Source organism: Streptomyces flavusporus (assembly GCF_046267975.1).
GTDB lineage: Bacteria > Actinomycetota > Actinomycetes > Streptomycetales > Streptomycetaceae > Streptomyces > Streptomyces flavusporus.
On the sequence record NZ_CP176503.1, the window covers coordinates 9609642 to 9624265 of the forward strand.

Annotated in this window: 9 protein-coding genes; 5 read left to right on the top strand and 4 right to left on the bottom strand. The window is 69.8% G+C overall.

The genetic code is table 11. From position 1 onward, the window contains the following. The first annotated feature begins 369 nt into the window (after positions 1–369). On the top strand, positions 370–2802 hold the full coding sequence (locus ACKTSN_RS45320) for a SpoIIE family protein phosphatase (RefSeq protein WP_409474397.1): 2433 nt from the start codon (positions 370–372) through the stop codon (positions 2800–2802). Continuing rightward, positions 2799–3881 carry a sugar ABC transporter substrate-binding protein gene (locus ACKTSN_RS45325; RefSeq protein ID WP_409474398.1) on the top strand — a complete coding sequence of 361 codons (1083 nt, stop codon included), beginning with the start codon at positions 2799–2801 and terminating at the stop codon, positions 3879–3881. Before ACKTSN_RS45320 ends, ACKTSN_RS45325 begins: the two co-directional genes overlap by 4 nt. 20 nt (positions 3882–3901) lie before the next feature. Here ACKTSN_RS45325 and ACKTSN_RS45330 read toward each other — a convergent pair whose 3' ends face one another. Both ACKTSN_RS45330 and ACKTSN_RS45335 read right to left on the bottom strand, forming a co-directional pair. Further along, positions 3902–4930 carry an MASE1 domain-containing protein gene (locus ACKTSN_RS45330; RefSeq protein WP_409474399.1) on the bottom strand — a complete coding sequence of 343 codons (1029 nt, stop codon included), beginning with the start codon at positions 4928–4930 and terminating at the stop codon, positions 3902–3904. Positions 4931–5022: 92 nt separating this feature from the next. Further along, positions 5023–6357, bottom strand: a complete 1335-nt coding sequence (locus tag ACKTSN_RS45335) for a PP2C family protein-serine/threonine phosphatase (protein ID WP_409475086.1) — start codon at positions 6355–6357, stop codon at positions 5023–5025. A 321-nt stretch (positions 6358–6678) separates the two neighbouring features. On the opposite strand from ACKTSN_RS45335, the gene ACKTSN_RS45340 reads away from it, so the two are divergent. Then, positions 6679–7416 (top strand): flavodoxin family protein, encoded by a 738-nt coding sequence (locus ACKTSN_RS45340; protein WP_409474400.1) that lies wholly within the window; start codon positions 6679–6681, stop codon positions 7414–7416. 271 nt (positions 7417–7687) lie between these two features. Then, a complete protein-coding gene (locus ACKTSN_RS45345) occupies positions 7688–11458 on the top strand; it encodes a S8 family serine peptidase (RefSeq protein WP_409474401.1) in 3771 nt (1256 codons plus the stop codon). 73 nt (positions 11459–11531) lie between these two features. Here the strand turns inward: ACKTSN_RS45345 and ACKTSN_RS45350 are convergent, their stop codons facing one another. Together ACKTSN_RS45350 and ACKTSN_RS45355 are read right to left on the bottom strand one after the other, a co-directional pair. After that, positions 11532–12533 (bottom strand): helix-turn-helix domain-containing protein, encoded by a 1002-nt coding sequence (locus ACKTSN_RS45350; RefSeq protein WP_409474402.1) that lies wholly within the window; start codon positions 12531–12533, stop codon positions 11532–11534. A gap of 117 nt (positions 12534–12650) precedes the next feature. Continuing rightward, positions 12651–13184 carry a MarR family winged helix-turn-helix transcriptional regulator gene (locus ACKTSN_RS45355; protein WP_409474403.1) on the bottom strand — a complete coding sequence of 178 codons (534 nt, stop codon included), beginning with the start codon at positions 13182–13184 and terminating at the stop codon, positions 12651–12653. A 245-nt stretch (positions 13185–13429) separates the two neighbouring features. Between ACKTSN_RS45355 and ACKTSN_RS45360 the strand changes: the two genes are divergently transcribed. After that, complete coding sequence (locus ACKTSN_RS45360; protein ID WP_409474404.1) at positions 13430–14503, top strand: alkene reductase; 1074 nt, start codon at positions 13430–13432, stop codon at positions 14501–14503. Positions 14504–14624 lie beyond the last annotated feature (121 nt).

The window sequence follows — 14624 nt, forward strand, 5'->3', positions numbered from 1 at the left end:
CCACGCGTACGTGAAAGCACCACGTGGAAGTGGCGAGACGGCCACGTCGTCAGTGTGACACCGGCTGCGGTGATCTGCGAACGCAGGGGAAACGGCCATTGCTGCTCGACGCAGGGCACCCGCGCTGGGACCGGTGACCTGGGCGGCCAGGCCTGCCACGATGGCAGTCAAGGGAATCTGTCCGGTTGGTCCGCATATGCGATTCTGGAACGTGACTGCCCCGAGCTTGTCGGCATCTGCGGCATGGACGGGAGGTAGGTGGCGGACATGCCTCATGACGGCCCTGCCCGGGCCGGCGCCACGGAGCTGCGGGCATCCGGGACCGGCGCCGCAGGCACAGGTTCTCCGCCTCCGGAGCCGGCGGCCGCCATGAGCGATCAGGCCCTGACGTTCGCCGCGGCGGAGCTGGCAGCGGTCTATGTGCCCGGTATCGGGAGCGAAGAGCTTCGGTTGGTGGAGACGGCCGGATGCGCCCCTTCCCGTTACCGGCTGCCGGAGTCCTTGCCCCTGTCCGGTGACTCACCTGCGGCGCACGCCTTCCGCGCCGACCGGCCTCTGTGGCTGAACTCCGCCGAACTCGCCTCCTACTTCGCAGGCGGGCCGGCACCGTCGCCGGCGGAGGCGTCGCTCGGCGCGCTGCCGCTCCGGACGGGAAGTACGCGGCTGGGCTGCCTCGTCGTCCTGGGGAGTTCCCCGGGCGGCTTCGACGCCGAGCAACGGCGATTCCTGGAGCGCTACGCTGACGCCGTCGTCGGCGTGCTCCAGGCCGGGACCGACCGCACCACGCCGTCGTCGCTGCTCGCTCCCGCCCTGCGGAGTCTGCGTGTCGGCTCCTTCGTCCTGGTGCCGGACACGGGCCTGATCGAGGCGGATGAGACCCTGCTGGAGCTGGTCGGCATCGCGCCGGACGACTTCGACGGCAAGGCGGAGACCCTGCTCGCGCATGCCTTCCCGGAGGACATGCACGCGCTGATGTCGGTACTGGAGCCGTCCACCCAGCCGTCGGTCCGGCGGGAGCTGGAGTTCCGTGTCCGCTGCTCCACTGGTGAAATCCGCTGGCTCAGCCTGAGCAGCCGGGTGGTGGCGAGCGCGGACGACCGGCCGGAGCAGGTGCTGGGCGTGGTGACGGCGACCTCGGTCCAGCGGCGGGGCGACGACGACGTGTCCAGGATCCAGTGGCTGACTGCCGCACTCGACGATGCGGCAACCGTTCGTGACGTCAGCCGGGTGATGGTCACCGCGCTGCGTGAGCCGCTGGGCGCCGACCGGGTGGCGCTCGCCGACTTGCAGGACGACCGGCTCATGGTCACCTTGCTCGACCCGCCGCAGCCCGCCGCCTGGCCGGAGATATGGCGTCCCCAGTGGCGTTCGGAGTGGCCCGACGCACCGGTCAGCGCGTTGCCCACACTTCAGTTGGCCCTGCGGGACGGACGTGTGGATCTGTGGCCCGCCGGGACGGCCTTCGAACCCGGACTCGCAGGGATCGGCACCGGAGGTCTGGCCGTCCTGCCGCTCCCTGCCAAGGGCCGGGTCGCAGGCGTGTGCCTGGTCGGCTGGGACCGGCCGCACGAGTTCGTTCCCGAGGAGCGGTCCCTGCTGACCGCCACCGCGGCGCTGGTCGGTCAGGCCCTCAAGCGTGCGCACGAGCACGACGCCGAGCAGGAACTCGCGACGATGCTGCAGCGCAGTCTGCTGCCCCGGCGCCTCCCCGTGCTGCCCGGGGGGACGGCCGTGGCCCGCTATCTGCCCGCCAGGCGGGGGCTGCAGGTGGGCGGTGACTGGTACGACGTCATCGACCTCTCCGAGGAACGCGTGGCGCTGGTCATCGGTGACGTGCAAGGACACAGCGCCGGAGCCGCGACGATCATGGGTCAGATGCGTACCGCGGTCCGGGCCTACGCGGTGGAGGGCCACCCGCCCGACGTGGTCGTCTCACATGCCAACCGCCTGCTCGTCGGTATGGAGACCGACCTGTTCGCCACCTGCTGCTATGCCGAACTGGACATGGAGGAAGGCAACGTCCTGTTCGTCCGGGCCGGGCACCTCCCACCGCTGGTACGCCATCCCGACGGCCGTACCGAGGAGGTGCACGTCGAGGGCGGGCCCCCGCTGGGCATCATCGCGGAGGCGGAGTACCCCATGACCGCATGCGCACTGGCCCCCGGCACGGTACTCGCCCTGGTCACCGACGGCCTGGTCGAGGCCGCTGACCTGCCCCTGGACGAGGGTCTGCAGCGGACGCGCACCGCGCTCGGTGCCGCTGATCCGGCGGATCCGGGGAGGATGGCCGACGAACTGCTCGGCGACATCGGCCGTCGTGAGGACGACGTGGCGCTGTTGCTGCTGCGCTACGACGGCATGAAGACCCGGCCGATACGGGCCGGCTGGGCGGTGTGGCGGCTGCCCGACGCGGTGATGCACGCCCGCCGTTTCACCGCGCGCACGCTGCGTCGGTGGAAGGTCGAAGAAGAAGCCGATGCGGTGCTGCTGGTCGTGTCCGAACTGGTCACCAACGCCCTGGTGCACACCGGCGGTCCGGTCCACGTCGACCTGATACTCCGCGGGGACCGGCTGCGCGTCAGCGTCAACGATGCCTCGCCGCGTGCGCCCGCCAAGCCGGTGATCGTGGACTGGGAATCGACCGGCGGCCGAGGCCTGCTCCTGGTCGAGGCGATGTCGGAGTCCTTCGGTTCGGTGCCGGTGGCCGGCGGCAAGCAGGTGTGGAGCGAGATCGCTGTGCCCCGGAGTGAGCCGGCTCCCTCGGACTCGGACCTCCCGACGGAACGAGGAGGTCTGCCATGAGTACCCGTGTGCGGCGCGCCGTCGCGGCACTCGTCGCGGGACTCATGACGATGTCCCTGGCCGCCTGCGCAGGAGACGACGACGCGGGCACGGACAGTTTCCGCGTCGGTCTGCTGCTCCCGAGCCGAGCGGTGCCCCGCTGGGAGCACTCGGACAAGCCGCTGATCGAGCAGCGGCTGAAGCAGCTGTGTCCCCGCTGCACCATGGAGTACGCCAACGCCGAGAACGACGCTGCAAGGCAGCGGCAACAGATGATGTCCATGATCACCAAGGGCGTCAGGGTCATGATCCTCGATGCCACCGACACCAGAGCGCTGCGCTCGTCGATCCAGGAGGCGCACGAGGCGGGCGTACAGGTCATCGCCTATGACCGGCTCGCCGAGGGCCCGATCTCGGGCTATGTCAGTTTCGACGGTGGGCAGGTCGGCAGGCTCCAGGGTGAGGCGCTCCTGACGGCCATGGGCGACAGGGCGGACGGCGGGAACGTCGTCATGATGAACGGCGATCCGACCAGCCCCAATGCGGCGTGGTACAGGAGGGGCGCGCTGTCCGTACTCAAGGGCACGGTCAAGATCGGCAGGTCGTACGACACGGTGGGCTGGAGCACGGACAACGCTCACGCCAACATGGACGCGGCCATCGCTGCTCTGGGCCCGGACCGGATCGGCGGCGTCCTGGCGGCCAACGACACGATAGCCGCAGGCGTCATCTCCGCTCTCAAGAAGGCCGGTGTCAGGGACCTTCCGCCCGTCACCGGTCAGGACGCCGACCTCGACGCCGTGCGACGCATCGTCAAGGGCGAGCAGTACATGACGGTGTACAAATCCTTCAGGGCGCAAGCCGCCGCAGCCGCCGCCATGGCCGTCGCCCTGGGGCGCGGTGAGGAACTCCAGGAAGTCGCCACAACGACGACGGACAGCCCCACCAAGAAGCACATCCCGTCCGTCCTGCTCACTCCGCGCGCCGTGACGGTCGACAACATCAAGCAGACACTCGTCAAGGACGGCGTGTACACCATCGACCAGATCTGCACGCGGGAACTCCGGTCCGCCTGCGAGCGGGCCGGGCTCGCCCCGTAGGAAGACCCCGTGTCGACTGATCACGCCGGTCGTGGGGTTCGTCCGCCCTTCTTTTCCTTCTCGCCCTCGCCCTCGCCCTCGCCGTCGCGGAGCGTCGGGCGGCGGCGGCCGGCGGCGATCTCCGTCACCATGTCGGCGAGCTGTGCGCAGGCCCGCTCGATCTCCTTGTGGGTCTGGTTGCGCTCGCTGACCGCGGCCCCGAGCAGCAGCGCGGTCAGCGAGGCGGAACCGTTGAACGCCTGCAGAGTGATCATGTTGGTGAGCAGGTCATGACCGGCGAACGGGCCTGACCCATGGGCAGCGGCGATGATCGCAAAGGTCGACACGGCCAGTGCGCAGGGCGCGGCCCCGGCCAGTTGGAAGCGGAAGGCCGCCCAGATCAGCACCGGGAAGCCGAGGAACAGCAGCGGCGTGCTGTGGATCTCGAGGAAGCCGACGCAGACAACGGCTGCCAGAAGCAGCAGTCCCTCCACCCAACGGGACGGCCGCACATTCCTCGGCCAGTGTGCCGAGCGGAGGACAAGCAGGACCGGCGCGACCACCAGGACACCCATCGCGTCGCCGGTCCACCAGACCGACCACGTCGGCCAGAACTCGTCGGCGCTCAGCACACCGGCAAGGACCAGGGTCCCGCTGCCTGCCGTGGCGCTGATGAGCATCCCGGTGAACGCACCGAGAAAGATCAGTGCCAGCGCATCCCGCAAACGGTCCATTTCGCTCCGGAATCCCGTACGGCGGAGCAGCATGTACGAGGCGACGGGTGCGAGGGTATTGCCCGCCACGATCGCGAGCACGGCCGGGATCGACGGCCCGAGCGAGACGTTGACCAGGAACGCGCCGAGTGCGATCCCGGGCCAGATCCGTGGGCCGCGGAGGAGCAGGGCCGCCAGGGCGACCCCGGTCGGTGGCCACAGCGGGGTGACCTGGCCGCGCACCAGCTGCTGGAACAGTCCCAGTTTGGCCGAGCCGTAATACAAACCGGCAACGGCGCAGATCTCCAGAGCAGTCACGCCACCGCGCCGGAGCCGTTCATGCCGCGCGACAGTCATGGGGCGACCTCCGCATCAGTCACCGAACTCCATCATCCGTCGGATCCCCCGGCTCCTCCACGGCACCGCTACGGCGTCGGCAGACTCGGGGCTCAGGTCTGCGGGGTGCGCAGGGCGAGCACGGCCATGTCGTCGTGACCGTCGCTGGGATGGTGATCGGCCAGTGCTTGAACGAACTCCTGCAGGGGCAGGGCGGCATACCCGGTGGCGAGCTCGGCGAGCTCGTTCAGACTCTCGTCGATGGGGTGGTCAGGATGCTCGATCAGCCCGTCGGTGAAGAAGACCACGGTGGCGTCCTGGGGCAGGAAGTGCGAGTGGTCGGGGCGGGGCTGCTCGGGGTCGACCCCGAGCGGCAGCCCGGGCTCGGCAAAGAGATATTCCGCTCCGCGTTCAGGGGTGATCAGCAGCGGTGGGACGTGCCCCGCGGTGCTCCAGTGGAGTCGCCAACCCGGAGCCTCCGGTTCGATGCGCGCCAGGGTGGTGGTCGTGACGGGATTGTGCGTGATGGCCTGCAGGGTGCGGTCGAGCTGGGCAAGGATCGCGCCCGGCGGATTGCCCCGGTCGAACAGCAGGGCGCGCAGCATGTTACGGGTGGAGGCCATGGCGGCCGCGGCGTGCAGATCGTGGCCGACCACGTCACCGATGACGACGGCCACAACGTTCTCGGGCAGCGGGACGGCGTCGTACCAGTCCCCGCCGAGTCGACTGGGCTCGGCAGCGGGCCGATAGACGGCGGCGGCGGTGAAAGGCCGCAGGTCGGGCAGCGTCGGCAACAGAAGCCGCTGGAACTGCTCGGCTCCGTGCCGAACCCGTTCGAACAGGCGGACATTTTCGATCGCGATGGCGGCGGCGCTGGCCAGGGCAACGACGACGTTCTCGTCGTGGACGTCGAAGGGCTGTTCGTCGAGCCGCTCGGACAGGTAGAGGTCACCGTAGATCTCGCCGCGAACACTGATGGCGACGCCGAGCAAGGTGCGCAAGTGCGGGTGGCCGGGCGGGAACCCGACGGAGGACGGATGAGCCGAGATGCCGTCGACGCGCAGCGGCTCGGGGTGGCGGATCAGGTGCCCGAGAACACCCAGACCGCGAGGAAAGTCGGTCCCGGCCAGATCAGCGCGTTCCTGCTCGGACAGGCCGGCAGTGATGAACTGCTCCACGCGCTCTCCGGACTCGTCCAGTACGCCCAGCGCCCCGTAACGGGCGCCGACCAGGTCCATGGCGGTGGTCACGATACGTTGCAGCACCGCAGGCAGCTCCACCTCCCGGCTGATGGCCACCACGGCATCCAGCAGGCCCTGCAGTCGGTCCATGGCGTCGAGCAGGGAGCGCAGTTCGTCGTCGATCCGTCCCAGCTCGGTACGCAGACGCACATGCAGGTCGGGGAGGTGCGGCAACCTCGATTCTTTCCCTCCCTTCTCGCCTGCCATCACGAGCGCCTGGTCCGGCTCGCTCGGTACAGCCGAGTCGACGTCCGCACCGACACGGCCGGGCACGCCCGCCGGGCAGGACGGATCCGCTCGTACAGCCCCTCACTCGAGCGGTACATTCCGTCCTCCTGACACGATCCTGATCAATCGAGACGGCAAACGACGTAGCCGAGCGTGGACCCCTCTTCCATGGTGCACCGAACGTCCTCGACCTGTTCGTTCGGCGGCACTGCTGTGGTGGCAGCCGGGGCCCGGCCACAAGATGGACGACAATGCGCCACTGTGAACGGCACGGTGGTCGGTGCTTCACGGGAGGACCGTGTGACCGCTTCGTCACCCGCTGCCGACACAGCGCCGGCCCGCTACGACGACCTGCGCGCGCTGGTGATCAACTGCACCCTCAAGCGGTCACCGGAGCCGAGCAACACCCAGGGACTGATCGACCGCAGCACCGCCATCATGGACGCACAGGGCGTGCGGGTCGACGTCCTGCGGGCCGTCGATCACGACATCGCCACCGGCGTCTGGCCCGACATGACGGAGCACGGCTGGCAGACAGACGCATGGCCGCAGCTGTACGAGCAGGTCATGGCGGCCGACATCCTCGTGCTGGCCGGCCCCATCTGGCTCGGTGACAACAGCTCGGTGATGAAGAAGGTGATCGAACGCCTCTATGCCTGTTCCAGCCTGCTCAACGACAGGGGCCAGTACGCGTATTACGGACGTGTCGGCGGCTGCCTGATCACCGGGAACGAGGACGGCGTCAAGCACTGCGCCATGAACGTCCTCTACAGCATGCAGCACCTGGGCTACACGATCCCTCCCCAGGCGGACGCCGGATGGATCGGCGAGGCCGGGCCCGGCCCCTCCTATCTCGACCCCGGATCGGGCGGCCCGCAGAACGACTTCACCAATCGCAACACCACCTTCATGACCTGGAATCTTCTGCACCTGGCCCGGGCGCTGAAGGATCTGGGTGGCATCCCCGCCTACGGCAACCAGCGCACCGCCTGGGACGCCGGCTGCCGCCGCGACTACGAAAACCCCGAGCACCGGTAGGCGAACCCCGGCCAGTGCGGTTACCCCATGGGTTCACCGGGGTTCGAGCTCCAGGCTCCCCAGCCGTGTTTGCAGCTGCGTGAAGCAACGGCAACGCGTTGCTGCGTCCGCGCAACTCCCGGCCGCCGTTGCCGTGATGTCCTGCGCCTGTGTCGTCATTGGGACAAGGCCCATCCCTGCCACGCGAATTGAGTGACAGGTCTCCCTTCCTGACCGGATTCTGTCCAGCGCGTGAACACCTTTTCGCGCTGAGTGGAAGGGCTTGGACCGAATGAAAAGAACCCGCCTACTGGTGGCGACGGCCTTGGGGCTCGTGCTGAGCGCCGGCGCCGTGCCACCGGTATCGGCACGGACCGGCGCCGCGGATGCGGCGCCGTCCGGAGCCGCCGCCATGGGGAAGACCGCGACCGTGCGGCTGATCACCGGTGACCGGGTCACGGTCACCACGGATGCCGCGGGCAGGAGCACAGCCTCCGTCGAGCCCGGCACCGGGCGACGGGGAGTGCTGTTCCGCACCATCGAGCAGGACGGGCATCTGTCGGTCATTCCGTCGGACGCCTCGGACCTGGTCGCCACCGGACGGCTGGACCGCGAACTGTTCGATGTGACCGCGCTCGTCTCCCAGCAGTACGACGAAGCGCACACCGACGCGCTGCCGCTGATCGTGGAGCAGGGCAAGGACGTGGCGGACGGCACCATGAGCCGGCTCACCCGCCTCGCCGACGACGGCGCACCCGCGCACCGGCTCGACAGCATCGGGGCGATGTCGCTCCGGGTCGCCGAGAACGACCTCGGCACATTCTGGAAGCACCTGGCTTCCGGGGGTTCGCGGGACGACGCCCGTGCCCAGGGCACGCCCAAGGTGTGGCTGGACAGCCGCGTCCGTCCCTCCTTGGACAGGAGCACCGCCCAGATCGGGACCCCCGCCGCATGGGAGGCCGGGCTGCGGGGCGAGTCCGTCAAGGTCGCGGTCCTGGACACCGGCGCCGACGCGTCCCATCCCGACCTGGTCGGCCGTATCGCCAAGGCCGAGGACTTCTCCGGCAGCTCCGGCACCAACGACGCCTTCGGTCACGGCACCCACGTGGCCTCGATCGTCGCCGGCAGCGGCGCCGCGTCCGGCGGCATCCGCAAGGGCGTGGCACCGGACGCCGACCTGCTGATCGGCAAGGTTCTCGGCGACGACGGCTACGGCACCGAGTCCCAGGTCGTCGCCGGTATGGAGTGGGCGGCTGCCCAGGGCGCCGAGGTGGTCAACATGAGCCTCGGCTCGGAGGGCGCCAGCGACGGCCAGGACCCGATGAGCCTGGCCCTCAACGCGCTGACCGAGAGCACCGGCGCGCTCTTCGTGGTGGCGGCGGGCAACGCCGGTGAGCAGGGGCAGAGCACCGTCGGCTCGCCCGGCGCCGCGGACGCGGCCCTCACCGTCGGCGCGGTCGACCGAGCCGATGTCCTCGCCTCGTTCTCCAGCCGGGGCCCGCGCGCCGGGGACAAGGCCGTCAAGCCCGATGTGACCGCGCCCGGAGTCGGGATCGTGGCGGCACGTGCGGCCGGCACGACGATGGGTCACCCGGTTGACGCGCAGTACGTCGCGGCGTCCGGTACGTCGATGGCCGCCCCGCATGTCGCGGGCGTCGCGGCCCTGCTCGCCCAGCGGCACCCGGACTGGGGCCCGGAGCGGCTGAAGGACGCGCTGGTGAGCACCTCCCGTACGATCCCCGGCCAGAAGGTCACCGAACAGGGTGGTGGCAGGGTCGACGTGGCCGCCGTCGTAGTGGGACCGCTGACTGCGACCGGCACCGTCGCCCTCGGCACGTACGAGACCGGTAACGGCAGCCCCCGCTCGACGAAGATCCGCTACACCAACCACTCCGGCGAGGACCTCACGCTCGGCCTCGACGTCCGGCTGGCCACCACCGGGGGTCGCGAGGCCGCCGAGGGCGCGGTGCGCCCCGGCACGGATTCGCTGCGGGTCGCGGCGGGCCAGACCGTCGAAGTGCCCGTGACGGTCGACCCCTCCCGCCTCCAGCGGGGCGCCTACTACGGCTATGCGACCGCCACTTCCGCCGACGGCAAGGTAAAGGTCCACACCACACTGAGCCTGCTGGTCAAGGGCCCCGTCCACCGCCTGACGGTCACCACCTACGACCGCAAGGGCAACCGCTCCGGCGCGCTGCCCAACATCTGGGGGACCGACGGGTTCGTCCGGTACACCGACGAGGACCGGGGCATCGCCGAGCTCGAGGAAGGCACCTACCAGCTCGATCTTCCCTCCATCGCATCGGACGGCTCGGAGCTGCGCCATGTGATCCTTCCCGAGGTGAAGGTGACCAAGGACATGGCGGTCACGCTGGACGAGCGCAAGACCACCAAGGTGGAGATCCGCACCCCGCGGCCGGCGGAACAGCGCGGCATCGTGCACTACCAGATGCACCGTGAGATCGACGGTGTCGGTCTGACGCAGGGCGTCATGTACTTCGACAGCGCCCGACGGATCTACGTCAGCCCCACCGCCGAAGTCACCGACGGAACCTTCGAGTTCGCCTCCCGCTGGCAGCTCGTCGCACCGCTGCTCCGGGCGGAGGTACCCGGGTCCGGCATCGACCTTCAGGCCTACTACATGTCGCAGTCCCCGCTCTTCGACGACCGGGGCCGGCGCCTGACCGCCGTCGACGCGGGGGATGCCTCCGCGCCGCGCTTCGACCGCGCCCGCGGCAAGCTCGCCGTGGTGACCAACCGCGACAACATCAACGAGCCGGACATGCTGATGAAGGCCGCCGAGGCCGGGGTCGCGGCCGTGGCCCTCGTCCACTTCAGCAACCAGCCGTGGACCCGTTGGGAGCCCGACGGCGACCGCTGGGCGCTGCCCACCGTCAGGATCGGCGCCGACGCGGGCGCCAAGTTGCTGGCCCGTATCGAGGACCGCAGGACACACGTGCACTTCACGGGCACGGCCCGCAGCCCTTACCTGTACGACGTCATGCAGGTCTCCTCGCAGCGCATCCCCAACAAGGTGGTGCACACCGTCACGGAGGACAACAGCGCCGTCATCCGCACCACGTACGCCGACAACGGCGGTACGCCGTGGGCGTCCGAGCAGCGGTTCGCCCGCCGTCCGTACCAGGATTTCGCCTGGCTCCAGTACTCCCGGTTCGTCCCGACGGGCTTCGAGCGCACCGAGTACGTCTCGGCGGGGGACACCGCCTGGGAGCACAGGGTGCACCACGAGACCATCAGCCAGGACCGCGAACTGACGGTCGGGATGCGCAGCGCCCCGCGCACCTACCGTGCCGGTGAGCAGCTGCGGGAGACCTGGAACGAATCGGTCGTGCGTCCGTCGATCCCGCGCGGCTCCGGCCTCGCCTCCGTCCGCGACGGCAACGTCCTCGCCCTGCGCATACCGGAGTTCACCGACTCGACGTCCGGACACTGGTCACGCAAGCTCGAGAATTCGGGCGACGGTGGCGGCGTCGGCACGGGCGCCGGCGCCTCCCAGCAGGGCGACACGGCGAAGGCGGTCCTTTTCCGCGACGGCAAGAAGATCGCCGAGGCGGGCAGCGCCTGGACGGACTTCGAGGTGCCCGCCGGGGCGGCCGACTACCGGCTGGACCTGTCGACCAGCCGGACGTCGCAGGAGTGGGCGTACGGCACCGAGACCGAGACGTCCTGGTCGTTCCGGTCCGCGGCCGGCGGCGAGGCGAAGCTGCTCCCGCTGCTCCAGCTCGACTACGACGTTCCGGTGGACGAGCGCAACGAGGTCAAGTCCGGCCGTACGCATGCCGTTCGGCTTGCGGTCCGCGCCCAGGACGGGCTGGCCGCACCGAAGGGCGTGGTGATGCGGGTCGAGGCGTCGTACGACGACGGTCGTACCTGGAGCCGTGCCTCGCTGCGTGACAGAGGGGCAGGCGCCTACGAGGCGACCGTCACACGGCCGTCCGGCGTGCGCGGCGACGCGTACGTGACGCTGCGGGTCACCGCCCGGGACGCCGCCGGCAACAGTGTGCGGCAGACCGTGACACGGGCCTACCTGCAGCAGGGCTGAAGCGCCAACGTCAGCGGCGGTGCGGCCGGCGAAGATCGTCGGCCGCACCGCTGTTCTCCGAACTCTTCCCGGCTCAGACCCAGTTGCGGCGCGCGGCCTGCCAGCCGAGCTGCATCCGGCTCGCGACACCGGCGATGGTCATCAGGTGCTGGATGCGGCGCTGGACGGTGCGTCTGCTGATGCCCATCTGCCCGGCGATCGACTCGTCCGTGATGCCCGCGACCATCAGGGACAGCAGGCGCTGGTCGTCGATCGTCAGCGAGTCGGCATCGGATTCCAGCACGTGAGCGCCGATCCGGCCTTCCGGAGTCACCCGCAGCGGAGCCCCGATGTCCCAGTACCGCTCGAACAGCGCGACAAGTGCTTCCAGCAGACTGCTGCCCCGCACGACGACCGCCGTCACCTCACGCGGGTCACCCGCCGGCCCGGCCGGTGCCAACGGGCAGATCGCCACGCACCGGTCGGCGATCGCCATCCGCAGTGGCAATGTCGGCACCGTACGCGCGGCCTCCCCGGCCCGCACCGCCCTGACGATGTTCTCCATTCCGCCGGTGTCGTCGAAGTAGGCCTGCTCGTACAGGACCCGGTAGCTTACGCCGCGCGCCAGGGCGTCGAACTCGGCCTGGTTCGTGCCGGACGGCATGGCGACGTACTGCGCCCTGCAGAACCACAGCAGCTCTTCGCGTGCGCTGTCCTGAACCTGCCTCAGCCGCTGGCGCAACGCCCCGGCCCCGGTGACGAACTCGACCACCTCACCCGCGTCGCGGATCCAGGCGTTGCGCCGGTAGGTCTCCATCAGTTCGGACACGGCCGCGCGGGCCTTGCCGAGCTCGTCGGCGCGGCGTTCGAGCTGCGGCAGCAGGGTCACGTCGGGCGGGTTGGCGGCGAACCGTCCCGAGGTCCCCTCCACCCTGCGGGCCAGCCCCTTCTCCTCCAGTGCGCCGAGCAACCGCTCGGCGGTCCGGGCGTCGAGTCCCGTCGCCGTGGACACCTCGCCCGCCGACGCCGTGACGGCGACGACGAGCGCGCGGTACACATCCGTCTCGGCGACCGACAGCCCCACTGCCTCCAGCATGTTTCCCTCCCCAGCCCCTTGTCGGCACGGACTGCTCGCGCACCACTTCAAAGGCAACGAGGGACTCTACGCCGAAGCCGTGCCGGAGATCGACCACTGGCTGCGCGGTGCGGTCCCTCAGGCGTGCTGCGCCGTGGCCGTGGCCCGCGCGAGGTTGTCTTCGATCCGGGCCAGGACCTCGAGGGCTTCGGCCTGTTCGTCGGGGGACAGTCCGTCGACGACGCTGGCCTCGAGATCGAGCCATACGCGCTCCACCTCATGCCGCAGGGCGTTGCTGGCGGCCGTGGGTTCGACGATGGTGACCCGCTTGTCGCCGGGGGAGGGGCGGCGGCGGACGAAGCCCGCGTTCTCCAGGCGTTGAATCGTGCGGGTCATCGTGGCGGCGTCCGAACCGACCAGGCGGACGAGGTCGGTCTGGCGCTGGGGGCCACGGTCCCACAGCTGCAGCATGACCAGTTCCTGGCCGACATGGAGGCCGACGCGGCGCAGCAGCTGTCCGGCGAGCATGCGGTGCAGGCGCCCCACGCGGAAGATCGCGTGACTGACGGTGCGGGCGGCGACGGAACACGGCAGCGGCGTGGGTGCGTCCGCCGACGCCGTGGTCTCGGCTGCGGTGGACCGACTGGTGCCCGTGCTTTCCGGCTGGCTCATGTCTTCCTCGCTGCGCGGTCTGAAGTTGGTTGAGCAAGGAAAGCTTACCGCTCCGCTGTGAACCCGAGGGCTGTGGGGGTGCGGCCCGTGTTGGCAAGGCGCAGGAGGGGTGAGGTGACGTGGATCACTGGTGCGACGGGATCGATTCATGCGATTTACTTGTTCGGACAGTAAACGGCGCGATCAGCGCTCATCCGTCATGGGCTGCCGGAAAGGGTGGCCCGCTCTGAGACAAGGACGTGATCATGTCGACGGCCTTCCAGCCCTACGACCTCAACGGCAAGCGCCTGGCCAACCGCATCGTGATGGCTCCGATGACCCGCAGCCGTGCGTACGGGGATGGGCAGTGCGCGACCGATCTGATGGCCACCTACTACGCGCAGCGGGCGAGTGCCGGTCTGATCGTCACGGAGGGCGTCCAGCCGTCGGTGGTCGGCCAGGGCTACCCGGACACGCCGGGTGTCCACTCCGCCGAGCAGGTCGAGGCCTGGCGCAAGGTGACCGACGCCGTGCACGCCGAGGGCGGTGTGATCTACCTGCAGCTGATGCACACCGGCCGGGTGGGCCACCCGAGTCTGATGGGCCTCACGCCGGTCGGCCCGTCCGCGGTCGCGGCCAAGGGCCAGGTTTACACGCACGAGGGTCCGAAGGACTTCGTGACGCCGAAGGAGCTCACCGAGGCCGGGATCTTCGAGACGATCGCCGACTTCGTCTCCGCCGCGCGCAACGCGATCGAGGCCGGCTTCGACGGTGTGGAGCTGCACGGCGCCAACGGCTACCTAATCCACCAGTTCCTCGCCCCGAACTCCAACCAGCGCACCGACGGTTGGGGCGGTTCGCCGCAGGCTCGCATCCGGTTCGCCGTGGAGGCCGCCAAGGCCGTCGCCGAGGCCATCGGCCCGGACAAGGTCGGCTTCCGCCTCTCTCCCGGAGCCCCCCTGCAGGACATCGACGAGTCCGACCCGGCGGACCGGGAAGAGACCTACGCTGCGCTGGTGGACGCTCTCGCCCCGTTGGGTCTGGCCTACCTGCACCAGATGGAGGTCCCCGGGGTTCGCGACCTGACTGTCCGTCTGCGCAAGCAGTGGCCGGCCACCTACATCCTCAACCCCGCCACCGCCCCGCGCCCCACGGGCCCGGAGGAGCTGCAGCTGATCGAGGACGGCATCGCCGACCTGATCGCCTACGGCAGCCTGTTCCTGGCCAACCCCGACCTGCCCAAGCGGCTCGCCGCCGGTGGCCCGTTCAGCACCCCGGACCCCACCACCTTCTACGGCGGTGACCAGCGCGGCTACACCGACTATCCGACCCACGACTGATCTGCGGACGTCAGCCCTGTACGAGTGTGGCTGGCCGGGCACACTGCGGCGTCATTAGTTGTTCGAACAGTTCACGGGCTCGTCCTCGAAGAGCACGAAAAAAGGAGGGCACCTCGACGAA

Coding starts and splice junctions, on each gene's coding strand:
- ACKTSN_RS45330 (WP_409474399.1), bottom strand. CDS start 4,930: ATGACTGTCGCGCGGCATGAACGGCTCCGGCGCGGTGGCGTGACTGCT.
- ACKTSN_RS45320 (WP_409474397.1), top strand. CDS start 370: ATGAGCGATCAGGCCCTGACGTTCGCCGCGGCGGAGCTGGCAGCGGTC.
- ACKTSN_RS45350 (WP_409474402.1), bottom strand. CDS start 12,533: ATGCTGGAGGCAGTGGGGCTGTCGGTCGCCGAGACGGATGTGTACCGC.
- ACKTSN_RS45360 (WP_409474404.1), top strand. CDS start 13,430: ATGTCGACGGCCTTCCAGCCCTACGACCTCAACGGCAAGCGCCTGGCC.
- ACKTSN_RS45355 (WP_409474403.1), bottom strand. CDS start 13,184: ATGAGCCAGCCGGAAAGCACGGGCACCAGTCGGTCCACCGCAGCCGAG.
- ACKTSN_RS45345 (WP_409474401.1), top strand. CDS start 7,688: ATGAAAAGAACCCGCCTACTGGTGGCGACGGCCTTGGGGCTCGTGCTG.
- ACKTSN_RS45335 (WP_409475086.1), bottom strand. CDS start 6,357: ATGGCAGGCGAGAAGGGAGGGAAAGAATCGAGGTTGCCGCACCTCCCC.
- ACKTSN_RS45325 (WP_409474398.1), top strand. CDS start 2,799: ATGAGTACCCGTGTGCGGCGCGCCGTCGCGGCACTCGTCGCGGGACTC.